Annotated in this window: 17 protein-coding genes and 2 pseudogenes; 17 read left to right on the top strand and 2 right to left on the bottom strand. The window is 47.7% G+C overall.

All coding sequences use genetic code 11. The features are described 5' to 3' along the window. From ACTQ52_RS10575 to ACTQ52_RS10565, 3 genes and pseudogenes are all read left to right on the top strand, one after another. Positions 1 to 202 (top strand): annotated as a pseudogene (locus ACTQ52_RS10575) (hypothetical protein); the annotation flags it as partial. Between the two features lie 3 nt (positions 203 to 205). Beyond that, positions 206 to 475 (top strand): phage holin family protein, encoded by a 270-nt coding sequence (locus tag ACTQ52_RS10570; protein WP_441982612.1) that lies wholly within the window; start codon positions 206 to 208, stop codon positions 473 to 475. A gap of 107 nt (positions 476 to 582) precedes the next feature. Further along, complete coding sequence (locus ACTQ52_RS10565) at positions 583 to 1,539, top strand: GH25 family lysozyme (RefSeq protein ID WP_441982611.1); 957 nt, start codon at positions 583 to 585, stop codon at positions 1,537 to 1,539. 124 nt (positions 1,540 to 1,663) lie between these two features. Here ACTQ52_RS10565 and ACTQ52_RS10560 read toward each other — a convergent pair whose 3' ends face one another. Together ACTQ52_RS10560 and ACTQ52_RS10555 are read right to left on the bottom strand one after the other, a co-directional pair. Further along, positions 1,664 to 2,089, bottom strand: a complete 426-nt coding sequence (locus tag ACTQ52_RS10560; RefSeq protein WP_441982610.1) for a TIGR04076 family protein — start codon at positions 2,087 to 2,089, stop codon at positions 1,664 to 1,666. Between the two features lie 279 nt (positions 2,090 to 2,368). Continuing rightward, positions 2,369 to 3,409 carry a GGDEF domain-containing protein gene (locus ACTQ52_RS10555; protein WP_441982609.1) on the bottom strand — a complete coding sequence of 347 codons (1,041 nt, stop codon included), beginning with the start codon at positions 3,407 to 3,409 and terminating at the stop codon, positions 2,369 to 2,371. 510 nt (positions 3,410 to 3,919) lie between these two features. On the opposite strand from ACTQ52_RS10555, the gene ACTQ52_RS10550 reads away from it, so the two are divergent. The 14 genes and pseudogenes from ACTQ52_RS10550 (at position 3,920) to ACTQ52_RS10485 (ending at position 15,447) form a co-directional block, all read left to right on the top strand. Then, positions 3,920 to 4,372 (top strand): RNA polymerase subunit sigma-70, encoded by a 453-nt coding sequence (locus ACTQ52_RS10550; RefSeq protein ID WP_441982608.1) that lies wholly within the window; start codon positions 3,920 to 3,922, stop codon positions 4,370 to 4,372. A gap of 54 nt (positions 4,373 to 4,426) precedes the next feature. Beyond that, complete coding sequence (locus ACTQ52_RS10545) at positions 4,427 to 4,876, top strand: RNA polymerase subunit sigma-70 (RefSeq protein ID WP_441982607.1); 450 nt, start codon at positions 4,427 to 4,429, stop codon at positions 4,874 to 4,876. A gap of 16 nt (positions 4,877 to 4,892) precedes the next feature. After that, the gene (locus ACTQ52_RS10540; protein WP_441982606.1) at positions 4,893 to 5,705 is read left to right on the top strand and encodes a hypothetical protein; all 813 of its coding nucleotides are present in this window, start codon (positions 4,893 to 4,895) and stop codon (positions 5,703 to 5,705) included. Then, complete coding sequence (locus tag ACTQ52_RS10535; RefSeq protein ID WP_441982605.1) at positions 5,665 to 7,188, top strand: recombinase family protein; 1,524 nt, start codon at positions 5,665 to 5,667, stop codon at positions 7,186 to 7,188. Before ACTQ52_RS10540 ends, ACTQ52_RS10535 begins: the two co-directional genes overlap by 41 nt. Continuing rightward, positions 7,136 to 8,515 carry a recombinase family protein gene (locus ACTQ52_RS10530; protein ID WP_441982604.1) on the top strand — a complete coding sequence of 460 codons (1,380 nt, stop codon included), beginning with the start codon at positions 7,136 to 7,138 and terminating at the stop codon, positions 8,513 to 8,515. Before ACTQ52_RS10535 ends, ACTQ52_RS10530 begins: the two co-directional genes overlap by 53 nt. Before the next feature lie 265 nt (positions 8,516 to 8,780). Continuing rightward, positions 8,781 to 9,170, top strand: a complete 390-nt coding sequence (locus ACTQ52_RS10525; protein ID WP_441956883.1) for a hypothetical protein — start codon at positions 8,781 to 8,783, stop codon at positions 9,168 to 9,170. Between the two features lie 775 nt (positions 9,171 to 9,945). Then, on the top strand, positions 9,946 to 10,491 hold the full coding sequence (locus tag ACTQ52_RS10520) for a hypothetical protein (protein WP_441956882.1): 546 nt from the start codon (positions 9,946 to 9,948) through the stop codon (positions 10,489 to 10,491). Positions 10,492 to 10,698: 207 nt separating this feature from the next. Further along, positions 10,699 to 11,211, top strand: coding sequence for a type IV pilin protein (locus ACTQ52_RS10515; RefSeq protein WP_441956881.1), 513 nt, complete (start codon positions 10,699 to 10,701; stop codon positions 11,209 to 11,211). Positions 11,212 to 11,278: 67 nt separating this feature from the next. After that, a complete protein-coding gene (locus tag ACTQ52_RS10510; RefSeq protein ID WP_441956880.1) occupies positions 11,279 to 11,590 on the top strand; it encodes a hypothetical protein in 312 nt (103 codons plus the stop codon). 25 nt (positions 11,591 to 11,615) lie between these two features. Next, positions 11,616 to 12,095 (top strand): GNAT family N-acetyltransferase, encoded by a 480-nt coding sequence (locus tag ACTQ52_RS10505; RefSeq protein ID WP_441956885.1) that lies wholly within the window; start codon positions 11,616 to 11,618, stop codon positions 12,093 to 12,095. A gap of 277 nt (positions 12,096 to 12,372) precedes the next feature. After that, positions 12,373 to 13,269, top strand: coding sequence for a type IV pilin protein (locus tag ACTQ52_RS10500; protein ID WP_441956879.1), 897 nt, complete (start codon positions 12,373 to 12,375; stop codon positions 13,267 to 13,269). Between the two features lie 171 nt (positions 13,270 to 13,440). Next, positions 13,441 to 13,599: a hypothetical protein gene (locus ACTQ52_RS10495; RefSeq protein WP_441956886.1), complete on the top strand. Its 159-nt coding sequence runs from the start codon at positions 13,441 to 13,443 to the stop codon at positions 13,597 to 13,599. Beyond that, positions 13,562 to 14,011: pseudogene (gene tnpA / locus ACTQ52_RS10490) on the top strand (IS200/IS605 family transposase). Before ACTQ52_RS10495 ends, tnpA begins: the two are co-directional and overlap by 38 nt. A gap of 176 nt (positions 14,012 to 14,187) precedes the next feature. After that, on the top strand, positions 14,188 to 15,447 hold the full coding sequence (locus ACTQ52_RS10485; RefSeq protein ID WP_441956878.1) for a GGDEF domain-containing protein: 1,260 nt from the start codon (positions 14,188 to 14,190) through the stop codon (positions 15,445 to 15,447). The last annotated feature ends 158 nt before the right edge of the window (positions 15,448 to 15,605 follow it).

Below are 15,605 nucleotides of genomic sequence, written 5' to 3'. Positions count from 1 at the left end.
GGCACTGCTGCATGACCGTATTTATCAGGCCTGCAGCTTTTTTATTGCCCGGGGATGGTGTTCTCCGGAGGATCGGAGCAACCTTGAGTACCTGTACAAGCCATACAAGGCCCTTGGCGGGAATGGTACCGGAGAGTCCCTGTACAAGAAGTGTCTGGAACTGCCGCTTACGGCAGACAGAAATAAAAAGAAGGAGGAATGACTTATGGACTTTGGAATTGCAAGTGTGGCGGCAATCACCGTGATTGCGTACCTCGTCGGCATTGGATGTAAGGCGTCCGGCTCTGTGAAGGATGAGCTGATCCCCGTGATTTGCGGAGGTGTCGGTGCAGTGCTCGGAATCGCCGGGTTGTATCTGATGCCTGACTTCCCGGCGACAGATGCGATCAACGCACTGGCTGTCGGTATCGTGTCGGGTCTTGCAGCGACTGGTGTAAACCAGATCTACAAGCAGCTCACAAAGACAGGTGAGTGAGAGGAGGTGATCCTCAGATCTCGGCCGTCCCTTCCGTCAATGGGACTTGACTGGCTCTTCGGGTGTCACAGCCCGGAGGGCTTTTTTATTCATAGGAGGGAAAGATCATGAATGAATACAAAGGAATTGATGTCAGTCACTGGCAGGGAGCCATTGACTGGGCAAAGGTAAAGGCAGCCGGCATTCAGTTTGCCATCATTAAATCGGGTGGATCCGATGCCGGTTTTTATGCGGATCCCCGGTGGGAGGAAAACTACAAAGGAGCGAAGGCTAACGGCATCGCGGTCGGAGCCTATTACTTCGTTGGTCCGGGCTGCACTTCTGCGGAAGCTGGAAAGGCCGAAGCTCAGCGTTTCCTTGCACAGCTCAAAGGGAAGCAGTTCGAGTATCCGGTCTTCATGGATGTCGAGGCAACACCTGCATCTGCAAAGGCTGGTGCTACGGAGGCAGCGATCGCTTTCTGCAGGGCACTGGAAGCCGCAGGCTACTACACAGGCATTTACAGCTCCACCTATTCCGGATTTCGGGACAGACTGGACGATTCGAAGCTCACGCCATTCACTCATTGGGTAGCACAGTATGCTTCGAAATGTTCCTATGGCGGTGCTTTCGGAATCTGGCAGTATTCGTCTACCGGGAGAGTGGACGGAATTAGCGGCAACGTGGATATGGATATCTCGTATCAGGACTATCCGAGCATCATCAAGAACGGCGGATTCAACGGATACGCCAAGCAGGGCAGTACGCAGGAGACTACTCCGGTTCAACCGCACAAGACGGTTGATGAACTGGCGTGGGAGGTGCTCTCCGGGAAGTGGGGCAACGGTGATGATCGGAAAAAACGCATCACGACTGCTGGTTACGATTACGCTGCCGTGCAGGCAAAGGTGAATGAGCTGCTCGGTGCATCAGCGGCAGCCTATTATACTGTTCGGAGCGGCGACACGCTGTCTGCGATCGCCCGGAAGTACGGAACGACGGTATCCGCAATCCAGAAGCTCAATCTTGCTCTGATCCGGAATGTGAATCAGATCCAGGTGGGATGGAAGATCAGAGTGAAGTAAGAAATACGGCCACTGGGTAACTCTTGTGAGCTGACCTGCTGGCCGTTATTTTTGTTTCGATAAGTTGGAATTTGTACATTCATAAAAGGTTCCTGAAATCCTGCTTCTTCAGACGAACTTACTCTTATGCGTTCTCAGGAACATCAATCCGCTCAATCTTGAATATTACCGGCCTCGTCCCGTCATTGCAACAGGCAATCATGATGTGGTCGTCATTTGTCCATCCGTGCATAATTGCTCCGCCTTGAAGTGCTGAATAAATATACCTGCTGATGGCATCCCATGCTTCTGAACAGAATGGAACTCCATCCGTTCCACAGTGCATGGTTCCCGGAGAAATTAATACCCCTTCATCCGGTTTTCCGCTTTTTATCAGTGTGCCTGCTCCCATATGCCAATAGTCATCGCGTTCATCATTGCGATAAAACATAAATTCATCGCCAACATTATAGCAAGGGCATTTTCCACTATCTGGTACCGCACAATATTGTTCCTGCAATTCCGGAAATAATTTTTTATCCAAAACAGTAACCTTCACTCTATGTTCCATCTCGTATCACTCCTTACAATTCTGATTTTGAATGTCATCCGGCGCTATTTCCTGGTAGTGTTCTTCTCCCCACTAACAGACTGAATGCAGGATTGGCATAAGGCTGAGCCCTAAAGGAGAAAGTCTGGGAGGACCACTTCACTGTGGAGCTTAAATCCGGGCTTAAAATTGAAATTGAAGGATAATCCCGTAGACGCACGAAAACCTCTCGACCATGATGGCCGGGAGGGTCCTCCTTGCTCACAACACACAAAAAAGCTGACAATGTGGCTTGCGCAACTATATTCTTGCTCTTCTATCTATGCCACTATTCTGATAATACAATCGTTTAGCTTCATACATTCGTTTTTCTGCTTCAGCAATCACGGATGATATATTTTTATCTGATGTGTTTCCAACAGAACATCCTATAGCAATGTGATAAGATTCTTTTTCAACCTGTTTTCTTATTTGCTCAATTTTTACCCTTATCCTATCCTCCGATTCATCGGTAAGCAAAGCGACAAACTCATCACCGCCTATGCGATATGAATTCATTTCACCGAATTCATTCTGTATGGTTTTTCCTACATAGCGGAGCATCTGATCTCCCGCGGCATGTCCTTTTGTATTATTGATTTCATGAAGTCCATTCACATCTACATAAACACTTGCGATTTCACAATTTTCCAGTGATGCATAATCGTGTAACCTTTGCTCATAGGCTTTACGATTTCTAAGACCTGTTAACATATCTGTTTCGCTTAATATCACAACCTTGCGGGCAAACAGTAATCTCTGGCATTTCACTTTCATTGCATAGTTGCCCAGGAAGGCTCCTAAAATACCAAACACTACAACATTAACAATGTCAACAAAAAGCACGGACTCGTCTTTGACCTTTATCGCTATGAGGATAAAAAGAACAACACCAAAGCCACTACTACAAATCATTCGAAGAGGCTTGTCTGTAAAAAGAAACGGCACCGTAAGCAAAAAAGCAATCATAGAAACCGCTTGTTCCTGTGGCTGAGCGACCGCACCTATGATGACGGCAAATACATACAGCATGATTTCAAAAGCATACATATCGAAAAGCAATATTGCCGGATTCTTATTTTTGCTTATATACAAACCTGCCAATATGAGCACATCTACAAGCATCAGTAGTATGTAAGCTGATCGAAATCTTACTAACAAAGGAGAACAAAAAGAAATGAAAAGCATAACAAACAGAAACAAAATCGTGATCACGGAATAGAGCAACAAACTGTTTCTGTTCTCCTCCTGCATATCTTTTTGAATCATATCATATTCCTTATCCGAAATATGATATTTCATGAATCTGCCCTTCATCCAATCCCTAAGTTTATTCATCGGAAATGTCCTTCTTCCTTTATAGCATTTGTATTTTTCGCGAGGCTTTACTCATCATCACAATCTTCACTAATTCTGATTTGAATCTCTGATTTAACCTTACATGACTAATTCCGGTCGTTCAACCACTTTCTGTACCATTCCGGCAAGAAATTTTTTATTTCATTTCCGAATCGTCTCCGAAAGTTCCGTTTATATGTGACGGGATGAAAAAATCCCTTGGGCCATTTCCGATTTGCCCTCGAATGGTCCGCATACATTTGCGAGGAAGAAATTCTCATGGACCGTTCAAAATCGCGTGCGAATGGTCCGCATATACCTGCAGGAAAATTTCACGTCCCGTCACAAAAACGCCCGGGAAGTGTCCGCTGATAGGTGAAAGCAAAGATTTCTTTGCTCAATCTTGCGGAAAATGTCCTGTGAGTAGTGAAGGGATTTCTATATCGACAACCTCAGCGCAAAAGGAGAACAACCATGACGGAAGAAGAAATGCAGCAGGCAATCCTGCTGAGACAGAACGGAATGAGCAATCGGAAGATCGCGGAGTATACGGGTCTTCCTTACGAGAAGATCCGGTATCAGTGCAAGAAGCAGGGATACGACAAAGCACCAGTAGACGAGAGCCTGCTCACCAAAATCCAGAACCGGGAGGCCTGCGCTTACTGCGGGAAGCCCATCACGCAGAATGACTCGCCGGGACGGAAGCGCCGGTTCTGCTCAGATGAGTGCCGCAGGGCATTCTGGCACCTGCATCGCGCCGAGGAGAAACAGAGCCCCAAGGCGATCTATACCAGGGTGTGCGCGTATTGCGGTAAAACCTTCGAGGTTTACGGCGATAAAGACCGGAAATATTGTTCGCGCGCTCATTATCTGGAGGCGCATTCCGGCCACGCATATATTAGGAAGAATGCCAAAGAAATAGCTTGATACTATCGCATACAAGAGTGATGTATGGACTACCGAAAAAGGAGGTGTGGTCAGATGCAAATAAAGGATGATGCCTTACAGCAGGCGATTTTGCTCCGGAAGAGCGGGATGAGCAATCGAAAGATCGCGGAATATACCGGCATTCCTTATGAGAAGGTCCGGTATCAGTGCAAGAAGCAGGATTGCGACAGTGTCTTGGTTGATGAAGAGCTGCCAGCAAAGATCAAGAGCCGGGAGGCCTGTGCTTATTGCGGTAAGCCCGTCACACAAAATGAGCATAGCGCAGGGCGGAAGAAGCGGTTCTGCTGCGACGAGTGTCGACGTAAGTATTGGAAGATCCACCGGCCGGATCAGAAAAGGAATCCGAAGGCGATCTACACCAAGGTGTGTGCCTATTGCGGAAAGACCTTCGAGGTCTACGGCAATAAGAACCGGAAATACTGCTGCCATGAGCACTATGTGGCAGACTACTTCGGAGATGGCAAGTACAGCAGGGTTTCCTGAAAAAGGGGAGAAATGCATGGAGATCAAAACGATCATTGAGGACCGGGCGGCCATTGTGCGGTTCCTTGAAAATGAAACAGGCGAGAAGATGGATTATGCGGGAGCACCGACATTTAACTATCGGATCGGCCCATACACGGTTCTTCGGAACGGTAACATCCGCGTGAGTGATGAGAAAGCAGATCAAACGCTCATCCAGAAGCTGATCGGGGCCGGATATGCGGTGGACGAGACAAAGCGCTCTGCCATCGAGGCGGAGCTTTCCGATCGCGTTACCACGCGGGTAAACCTCATCAACATGCTTGCCTCGAAGGGAGAGCTGATCAATAAGGCCATCGACAAGCCAAATGCTTTCTACATTTCCAAGGCGCTGGTCAAAAGGCTGAAAAATGCCTGCCCTACGGACCTGACGGACTTTAACGAAGCACTGGTCCGCTCAGGAGGTGCAAGAGCCACCAGAGGGATTGAGTTCCTTTCCGATAAGGTGCTGTTCACAGGATTCCCGGAAGGAAGAACTGAGGCAGAATTTGCCGCCTTTCAGGATCTTGCGAACGGGATGGCCGCATCCTGCGAGACTGCCGCATGGGTGAAGGCAGATCCGGTGCAGACCATCAATGAACGGTACACCTTCCGGGGCTGGATGAACAGCATTGGCATGGGTGGTTCCGAGCATCGGGAAACAAGACGCATTCTGATGCAGCATCTGAATGGGAACGCGGCTTTCCGGACAGAAGCGCAGCAGGAGAAAGCGCGAAGTCATCGCAGGAAAAGGAAGGAGGAAGAACAGCATGAGTACACAGCAGAGTCAGACTTCATCGTCCTCGGGTAACGTGATCCTGATCCCGCATATCGAGAGATCACGGGATCGGCGGATCCGGGCAGCGGTCTACTGCCGGGTATCCAGCAAGCACGAAGATCAGGAATATTCACTGGAAAACCAGATCAAGCACTACAGCGAGACGATCGGAGCAGATCCACGCTATGAGCTTATCGAGATCTACTATGACTTCGGCATCTCGGGATTCAAGGAAGCAAGACCTGGATTCCAGCGGATGCTCGAAGAATCGAAAGACGGGAAGTTCGAGCTGGTCATCACAAAGTCCATCACAAGGTTTGCCCGGAACACCGGCACGGTGCTCGATGCTACCAGACTTCTCCGGCGCAGGGGCATTGGCGTGTACTTCGAGCTGCAGCAGATCAATACGCTCGGCGAAGGCGGGGAGCTGCTCATGACACTGTTTGCCGCCTTCGGGCAGGCGGAGAGTGAAGCCAACCGGCTCGGTTCCAAAATGACGATCAAGCGGAAGGCAGATCGGCAGGAACCGATCCAGCAGATCCAGCGGGTGTTCGGATACACGAAGAATGCAGACGGAGAGATCGTTCCTGATGAGAATGCAGACCGCGTGCTGGAAATCTTCGAGATGGCAGCCGATGGATTCACCGTCGGGCAGATCACAAACTACCTGAACTGCGAGGGCGTTACAACGCAGACCGGGGCAAAGTTCTACCGGACCACGGTGACGAGGATCCTGAAGAATGAGGAATACAAAGGGGACTTTGTTCAGTTCAAACATTACGTCGATGAACACCGGAAGCTCCGGAAGAATTGTGGCGAGATATCGATGCTCTACTACGCAGAAAATCATGTACCGATCGTGACGAATGAGCTCTGGGAGAAAGCGCAGAGGGCACTCGGTGTCAGGCAGAAATCGAAACCGGAACCGGAGGAGAAGGCACCTCTCGACAATTTTCCCTATAAGGATCAGCTCTACTGCGCAAAGTGTGGCCACAGGCTGATGCGTTCCTACACCGGAGGGAAGAACCGCTGGATATGCTCTGGAAAAGAGAAGTTCACCGGTTCCTTCTGCTCCGGTGTTTCTATCCCCGATGAGGTGGTAAGAAGCTGGGGAGCATTCAGCGAGGATCGGTACATCACCGAAACCACCGACCGGGGCAGGGTGACCGGTTTCACCTATGAGGACAGCATCAGCTGGCACAGAAACCACACAGAGAAGCGGCATAGCCATAATGCCCCGGCGCTGTCTGAAGAGAACTACCCATACAAGGACCGGATTTTCTGCAAATACTGCGGTGGGAAGCTGCGGCGCATCATCGCTAACAATGGAAGCGTGAAATGGATCTGCAACAACAGCAGCCGGTACGGTAAGGCGATCTGCAAGGGAGTCCGGGTGCCAGATGAGATGCTGCAATCCCTGCGTGATTATCCCGGCATTGTCTACATTGGAAAGGAGATCATCGATGGCAAAGAATGTTACGGTTATTCCCGCAAGCCCGATCAGAAAGTCGGCTGAGGGAGTCAAGAAAAAGATCCGGGTAGCAGCATACTGCCGAGTCTCGACGGAGCAGGAGGAACAGCTCGGTTCCTTCGAAAATCAGGTCAATTACTACACAGAACTCATCAACAACAATCCAGAATGGGTGATGGCAGGAATCTTCTCAGATGAGGGGATTTCTGGCACCGGAACAAAGAAGAGAGCAGGCTTCCAGAAAATGATGCGGGCATGCCGCGAGGGGAAGGTCGATCGTGTGATTACGAAGTCAATTTCCCGATTCGCTCGTAACACCGCTGACTGCCTGCACTACTCCCGGGAGCTCAAGGACCTCGGTATTCCGATCTACTTCCAGAAGGAGAACATCGATACGATGGCGGCATCCGGAGAGCTCCTCTTCACGATCCTCTCCTCCCTTGCACAGGAGGAGAGCCGGAACATCTCGGAAAATACGACCTGGGGCATCCGCTCGAAATTCAAAAGAGGTCAGCCGATGATCAACACCGAGCGTTTCATGGGATACGACAAGGATGAGGACGGCAACCTTGTCATCAACCCGGAGCAGGGCGAGGTAGTGAAGCGCATCTACCGGGATTTCCTTGAGGGCTGGTCGCTCGAAGGCATCGCGCAGCAGCTGAAAGCAGAGCAGGTGCCGGGTGTCACCGGAAAGGCCAGATGGAACGCGAAAACAATTCAGCGTATGCTGCAGAACGAGAAGTACAAAGGAGATCTTCTCATGCAGAAGACCTACACGGTCGATTTCCTGACGAAGAAGATGGTCGAGAATAAAGGCGAGAAAGACCAGTACTATGTGCAGGGAGATCATGAGGCACTGGTCACTCCGGAAGTCTGGAAAGCAGCACAATATGAGCTGAAACGCAGAGAGGGCTTCATGGAGAGTCATGGGATCTGCAAGATCGTCAGTCAGGCGGGGAGCGGTTTCTCCGGGAAGGTCTATTGTGGACTTTGCGGCAGCAGCTATCATCGCCTCAATCCCAATGGGAACACTCCATATTGGAAGTGCCTGAATGCGGAGAAGGCTCAGGGAAAGATCTGTACGAATGGGAATGTGAAGGAGAAAGAACTGCGCAGAGCTTTCACGATCGCATGGAACAGCATCGTGGAGAATCGTGAGTCCTTCATGGGCCACTGGAAGACCATGCAGAAATCGGAAAATGCACTGGAGAGAATCCGGGGAAAACAGATGATTGAACTCACCGCCGAGGGCAGATTGGAATTTGAGATTCCGGAACTCACCCGGATGGTGCTTGAGGAAGTGCGGGTCCATAACTCTACCACCTTCACCATCACCTTCCTCGACGGTACAGTGAAGAACGTAAAGCTATGAGAGAGCATGCGGAGGCCTTGCCGTTGATGGCAGGGCCTTTTTAAGTATGAGGAAACATATCAATTATGCCCGGTCGCAAAACACCATAAGAACGAAAGAATATTATGCCTGCTACAGAATGCCATGAGAACGGAAGTGGATTATGCCCGCTTACAGAAGGATTTGTGAACTAAGGAAATTCTGCCCAGCCACAGAAATGCAATATATAGTATATTAATAAGGAAAGACATCAATATTTGGTATTGCCTATTCGGCGGGTGTTCTGGTGGCGATCTCGATTCCGATCTTTACAGCACAGCTCGAGAAGAGCCGTGATGCAGTCACCGAATCTAACGTAAGAGCCGCGTATGCAGAGGCCCAGGCTGCATGGCTGACGGGTGATAGTGATACAGCTAACGGTGTTACGGTAAGCAAAACGAATGATGCTGGCACTGTTGTAGTTACTGGTGTAAAGATCATGGGCCAACGGGCAAACGGGGCTTTCCAAACTTGGCCATTTAGCTTTAAAGCAGGAAATGGTGCCGCTGCTGCACTTGATAACCAGACTGATCATAATGGAACGACCCTTACATTTACTTATACTGCTGATAACGCACAGCCTACGTTAACGGTTGGAGCATCCAGTCCTTCTGACGACAAGAAACCAGGTGATTAAATTTTATAGTATTTAGACTTGCATCTTTGAGTGCCCTCCGGAGCAATCCGGAGGGTTTTATCATATGGAAAATCCCTCATCACGAGGATGAGGGATTCCTTGACTCTTGGTATAGTAGCAATTATTTATTTGTAAGACTTGTCAAAGTACAAGCACCATCATCGTAAAACGTGAATACCAATTCATAAGTTCCTGCCGTCCCACCAATTGTATCTGTCATAGATGTGTGTGTGAAAGGAAGTTGAGAATCAAGATTGCTCCACACAGACTGCGTTCCCTTTAATACGACTTCTGAAACAGTAGCAGTCTTTGCAGTAAGATCAACTTTTGCATTTCCGCCATCAGACTCTGACAGATATGTCGATGAAGCTTCGGCATATGCTGCTCTGATGTTAGCGATTGAAACCGCATCACGGCTCTTCTCGAGCTGCGATGTAAAGATCAGAATCGAGATGGATACCAGAACACCCCTGAGGCATGTATTCGTGACCTGCTCTGCACTATTACGCGCGCCTGTCCATCGCTTGTAGTGACCCTAGACTATTGCGCAGAATAAGGCCATTTTCCGCAGATTTCAGAACCTGCGGGCGTAATATAAGAATGTGGTTCATCGGCCCATAGGGAGACGACCGGGATGGACCACCTGACCAGCAATTTTCAACGTGCACATTTGCGCATAATGAGGTCGTTTTCCGCAATTTTAAGAACCTGTGGGCGTAATTTAATTTACGGAAAGTATTATCTGATTCTTTTGAGATTATGATGGGGGAGTAATGTGGGTATCCAAGAACGGGACTGGTATCAAAGAGACCAGCGCGCAAAAGAATATAAGGCGGCAGGCGTAAAATATAAAAACTCACAGGACTGGTACTACAGATTGAATGGATATGATTTCGGTCCGTGTGATAAAGACAATATCTGCCGGTTGATGCGAGAGCACAGACTTGATGACAGCAGCCTGGTGAAACATGGGTCAGGCGAGTGGATGCAAATTTCAAAGCTTCGGAAGGAGTTTCCGAAGGGTGGGTATGTTTATTCACAGAATAGAACTGCCGTAGTGAGCGGAAATGCAAAGGGCAGATTTTCCTTAAGCATAGCTGGCATCATTCTTGGCGCGGCTTCACTTTTGCTTGGCGCAAAATGTCAATGGAATATCGTTAACATGATCATCATTATCGCACTGAGTGTTCTGACACCATCTATCCTAAAGACGGAGTGGAAAAGGAAAAGATCATTTTCTGCGATAGGAATGATAGCTGCGATTGTGCTCGTACTTTTGGCTATTTATCTGATCTTCCAGTTATATGGGGCGTTATTATAATTATGAGAGGGGGTGATGCTCTATGAAAAAGAATAAGAAGGGCTTTACATTAGCGAGGCTCCTGATCGTGGTTGCCATCAATTGAGCGCTTGTTGTCACCAGCATTTAAATCATCAGTTTAGGAAAGCAAGAAAAAAATAGGGGGAGCAAGATTATAGCAGCAAGATTATAGAACCGAGCTTAATAGCGACAGGAGGTGAACACAACATGAGGAGAGAAGACAACAAAGGATTCACTCTTGCGGAACTTTTAATCGTAGTAGCCATAATCGGAGTGCTCGTTGCAATATCCATCCCGATCTTCAGTAAGCAGCTGGAGAAAAGCAGAGATGCAGTTACTATTGCCAACATTAGATCGGCATACACTGAGGCGATGACAGAGTACATTAGCCCTGATCCAATTGACAAGAATAAGGAAGGTAATGCTTATCCTTCTGGATGGGTCGGATCAGGCTATCACTTGTGGCTGAATTACAAGGGCGGAAAAATCAACTTCATTGATGTGGTGATTCGGATTGAAAACACAAAGGCATCACATGAACTAAAGAAAATGCTTCAAGATTCTAAACTTCCATTTAAAGTGAATACTAGTGGTTCACAGTTTCCTTCCGGATTGTATATTTTAACCTTCGGCTTCTCTGACGACGGTTTCAGCGGTACGGCTACACTGATGACGATCCCAGATAATAACTGGAAAAATCTTGATCTTTCTGCTCAATGAAATCGTTACAGAACATACAGTACAACAGAATTGATACCTTTGAAGATATGACTAAAAGGAGCACATCATGAACTTAGAAGAATTCACAGATAAAGAACAGAAACAAATCAACGCCGGCCTTTCCACCGCTGAGATCAGTGATAAAGAGACCGCTGACAAGATCCTTGCTCTCGTCCCACAGGAGTGGATCAAGAAGATCCCCTTCTTCGTGAGAAAGCACGCAACGACAAAAACCATCGAGCGGATCGCCAATCAGTATCCTGAGCTGTATGCAGTCGCAAAGAACCCGGGAGAACTGCCGGAAAAAGAGCGTGAAGAGCTTCGAACGATCATCACGGATATCTTCAAAGAGAAGATGAACAAGCACAATATCAAGTAATAATCCTGATTTCAACCCGGACTGCATACACATATGGAGGGAACTTACGATTTCTGCTCAAATTAATGGCTTCCATGTTCGTTCATTCGATGCATTAACGACGCATGAGCTTTATGAAATACTAAGAGCAAGGGCTGATGTGTTTGTGGGAGAGGAGAAGATCCTTTATCCGGATGCGGATGGACTTGACTACAAAAGCCTTCATGTGTTTTGTACCGATCCCACGGGCAAGGTCACAGCATACCTGCGCATGTTTCCGAAGGAAGATGAGCCAGGAACGGTTCAGATGGGACGAGTGCTGACAAGGGTCCATGGAACAGGAGCCGGAAGAAAACTTCTGAATGCCGGGATTCAGGCGGCAAGGGAATGCCTGGATGCACGAGAAATATACGTCGAGTCGCAGAAACATGCAGAAGGGTTTTATGCGAAGGCAGGCTTTGAGGTAACTTCTGAAGATTTCATCGAGGCAGGAATCCCACATGTTCAGATGCGCCTGATGATTTGAATGCTTGCCCTCCCATTAAGAAGATGAGCAGGACAACGTAAAGCACGACATAAACGCCAACATCAGTATCAATATAAAGCGCAACATAAGGACCAACGTCAGCTATAATATAAAACACAACATTAACCAACACATCAAATAACGGATGTCGTATCACGATACTGAATGAGCGGTGTAGAGACTCTGCCTGTATCAATGACACCGATGAGACCCGGAATAAACGGACAATCCAGCCCGCTTGTTTCGGCTTTTCAGTAATCATAGGAGGTGTGATCTCATGTGGACAAAGAACAAAAAAGGCTTCACACTAGCGGAACTTTTGATCGTTGTTGCCATCATTGCTGTGCTCGTTGCGATATCCATCCCAATCTTTACCAGTCAGCTGGAGAAATCACGATTTGCAGTAGACCAGTCTAATGTCAGAAATGCGAAAGCCGCTGCGGCAGCGGAATATTTGAGCACGGGAGCCAGTGGAAAAGTAGAGTATTATTATGACGCATCCAGCGGCAAGGTTACGTCGGATTTTGCAGCAGCAAAGCAGATACCTGTCTACGGCAAATCTACGATGAAGGAAGAAGGTGTAGAAGGCACCGGTAAAAGCAATGGGATGGCAGGCATTGTTATGGTTACCATTGGTACCACGGGGATAGGAGAGGTGCGCTGGACAAAGAATGATATTGAATACGTTAAAGACAATGCTAGATCCTATCTGTCCGAAGATGGAAAGAGCCTGATCTTTAAACCAACGGGCCTGAAAATATTGTCTTTTAAGGATTCGGTTACACCGCTGCAGCAGTTATCAGAAGATGAAAAAAGTAAGGTGACCACCATTTCTTTTGAAGCAAACAATGAATATCCTGATGACCTCAGTCGGAACGGAGAGGGGAGGGGTATGAATTTTGAGGGGCAGTTCAATGGATATTCCAATGTGACGAGACTTGATTTATCCGGCATCAGTATTTCACAAATCAAATTGGAAGACTGGAACGCTTTACCCAGCCTGAACACCATTGTTCTTCCTACAGCGACAATTAAAGATCCCTTCAATATCCCTGGAAAATGGTACTATATGGATGGTGGAAAGAAGGTATACCTTCCGAAGAATAAAGACGGTTCAAGAGTGAATAAGGAAACGAGTGGATTGGAAGGAAAGACGATATATAAAGGAACATAAGGTTGAGAGCTTTTTGAATTTTTATAGACGGCGGTGCGGGGATCATTCCTGCATCGCTTTTTCGTCCTCATCAGTTTTGATTACACATGTTCATTTTTCAGAGCTCAATGACCGGCGTTCATGGTATACTGATTTTATCCAATCATTTTTTACACGCGGGGGACTGCTGCTATGATTCTTGATAAAAAGCAGATGACCGAGGAGGATATCAAGCTCAATTACATCACGCCTGCCATCAACCGGAGCGGGTGGGTGAATGGCGACAACATCACCATGGAGACTAAGATCACGGATGGACGGATCAATCTCCGCGGCAACATGGAATTGTAAGTACCATGTTGTCTTCGCACCGAAATATAGAAGAAAGATATTCTATGAGGAAAAGAGAGTGGAAATTGGATCAATAATAAGGCCGCTATGTAAGCGGAAGGGAGTGAATATATTGGAAGCCGAAGTGTGCCCAGACCATGTGCATATGTTGATAGAAATTCCACCAAAATAAAGCGTTTCTCAATTCATGGGATACCTGAAAGGGAAAAGCAGTCTCATGATATATGAGAAGTGGGGGAACATGAAGTACAAGTATCGGAATCGAGAATTCTGGTGCCGCGGCTATGATGTTGATACAGTTGGAAAAAACACAAAGAAGATACAGGAAAATATTGCGCATCAGCTGGATGAAGACAGAGCTGCGGACCAACTGACGTTAGATCTGGGAGATCCGTTAGACGGGAAGAAGTGATGGTTTGCAAGTGGCGTATCGCACATGCGCTTCTGAGTGCTGCCAGTATTATGAGGGCTTAAGAGCCCGTGTTGTGAAAAACCATCAGCTCAGCTGGTAGATGTTTATTTTTGAACACAGTTATACAATATCAGTGGTATATTGATTTTGATCGTTAGGGTGTCAGTGGGGGGCCTATGGTTGGAAAGTGTATACGTCGATTCAATTGCTATGGATTTGAGTCAGATCAGTATGACTCCTGCAAAGAACAGATTGCGGCGGAGAACTGGAAATCGGCGCGGATTCTTAATCATATTCTGATGGTCATGATGTTTGTTTATGCCATTCTGTCTTTGTCTGGCGTGATCAATCGTTCTTTTGCGCCTTGCTATGAGCTCTACCTGGTCTATACAATCCTTGTGGAGGTACAGTTCGCGATGCCGCATCACAGGAAGGCTGGCAATGTCCGGGCAGCGCGTATCGATATTGGTTCTGCCTGTGCCGGCCTGATGTTTTTCGGGATTGTTGCGTCCATTGTGGATCCTCATCAGATAGCAACATCCTTCCTGGTAATGCAGGCCCTGGTAGCTCTGTTTCTGAATTATTCACTCGGTTATCTGATGCTCTTTGAGCTTGGCTGCATGCTGATTTTTGATATCAGCTCTTATCTTGTCAAGGCTCCTGCCATTGCTTCCGGGGATGTGCTCAATGCCTTTTCCTTCTTCCTGGTTTGCGGTTTTATTGCCTATTTCTTTCACAGGGAGAGGATTCATCACTATCTCATCAGTAATCACTATCACTTCATGGCAAATATTGACAGCCTGACCGGTCTGCTAAATCATCAGTATTTCTTTGCCGAAGCGGATCGGATTCTTTCCGGCATGCCTGATGCGGAGTATGTCTTTGCGGTGATCGACATTGATCACTTCAAGGAAATCAATGACCGGTTCGGGCATCAGGTTGGCGATTATTGTATTCGTGCGGTTGCTACAAATATGCTGTGGTCTTTGCTGCAGAGTGCTCCGGAATCGTGCACGGATGTTGTCAATGATTTATTCCCGGCAGGAAAACAGGCATTTATTGATAATCCCGGTGCTTCCTATGAGTGCGATTATAAATGGACAAATAAGGGTTTTGATAAAGCTAAGGTTGCGACAGGACGGATTGGCGGCGATGAGTTTGCCATTCTTCTGTCAGGCCGTGATCCGATGGCGAGAGTGAGGCTTGCCGCCGAAGCGATTCGTACGGTCAGGCTTCCTGACGGCAGAGGGATTACCTGTTCGATTGGATGTGTGCAGATCAGGGAAAGCGAAAGCGCGGGGGCAATCTATAAATGTGCGGATGATGCGTTGTATGCGGCAAAGAAAAACGGAAGAAATCAGATCTTTGCCGTGGATGGCCAGATCAGTCAGAGTGCGGAAGAACATTGTGATGAAAAGGATCAGACAAGGGTGTAAATGATGTGCGCAAGGAGGCGTTTTACAGTGACTGGTACGGTGTTGAAAATTTGCGGGGGGGGGGTAGAGTCCCTGTATTCCTTATGATGTTGTATTCTGAAAAAGAAGTGTGTCAGTTATCAGTCTGCCGGAAAGCAGGAAATGAGAAGGGAGGAAGA

The organism is Oribacterium sp. Sow4_G1_1 (genome assembly GCF_052116105.1).
Lineage (GTDB): Bacteria > Bacillota > Clostridia > Lachnospirales > Lachnospiraceae > Oribacterium.
This window is presented reverse-complemented; position numbering and strand designations above follow the sequence as displayed.

Excerpts from the sequence above, each read along its gene's own strand:
- ACTQ52_RS10570 (WP_441982612.1), top strand. The coding sequence starts at position 206 with ATGGACTTTGGAATTGCAAGTGTGGCGGCAATCACCGTGATTGCGTAC.
- ACTQ52_RS10565 (WP_441982611.1), top strand. The coding sequence starts at position 583 with ATGAATGAATACAAAGGAATTGATGTCAGTCACTGGCAGGGAGCCATT.
- ACTQ52_RS10560 (WP_441982610.1), bottom strand. The coding sequence starts at position 2,089 with ATGGAACATAGAGTGAAGGTTACTGTTTTGGATAAAAAATTATTTCCG.
- ACTQ52_RS10555 (WP_441982609.1), bottom strand. The coding sequence starts at position 3,409 with ATGAAATATCATATTTCGGATAAGGAATATGATATGATTCAAAAAGAT.
- ACTQ52_RS10550 (WP_441982608.1), top strand. The coding sequence starts at position 3,920 with ATGACGGAAGAAGAAATGCAGCAGGCAATCCTGCTGAGACAGAACGGA.
- ACTQ52_RS10545 (WP_441982607.1), top strand. The coding sequence starts at position 4,427 with ATGCAAATAAAGGATGATGCCTTACAGCAGGCGATTTTGCTCCGGAAG.
- ACTQ52_RS10540 (WP_441982606.1), top strand. The coding sequence starts at position 4,893 with ATGGAGATCAAAACGATCATTGAGGACCGGGCGGCCATTGTGCGGTTC.
- ACTQ52_RS10535 (WP_441982605.1), top strand. The coding sequence starts at position 5,665 with ATGAGTACACAGCAGAGTCAGACTTCATCGTCCTCGGGTAACGTGATC.
- ACTQ52_RS10530 (WP_441982604.1), top strand. The coding sequence starts at position 7,136 with ATGGCAAAGAATGTTACGGTTATTCCCGCAAGCCCGATCAGAAAGTCG.
- ACTQ52_RS10515 (WP_441956881.1), top strand. The coding sequence starts at position 10,699 with ATGAGGAGAGAAGACAACAAAGGATTCACTCTTGCGGAACTTTTAATC.
- ACTQ52_RS10510 (WP_441956880.1), top strand. The coding sequence starts at position 11,279 with ATGAACTTAGAAGAATTCACAGATAAAGAACAGAAACAAATCAACGCC.
- ACTQ52_RS10500 (WP_441956879.1), top strand. The coding sequence starts at position 12,373 with ATGTGGACAAAGAACAAAAAAGGCTTCACACTAGCGGAACTTTTGATC.
- ACTQ52_RS10495 (WP_441956886.1), top strand. The coding sequence starts at position 13,441 with ATGATTCTTGATAAAAAGCAGATGACCGAGGAGGATATCAAGCTCAAT.
- ACTQ52_RS10485 (WP_441956878.1), top strand. The coding sequence starts at position 14,188 with ATGGTTGGAAAGTGTATACGTCGATTCAATTGCTATGGATTTGAGTCA.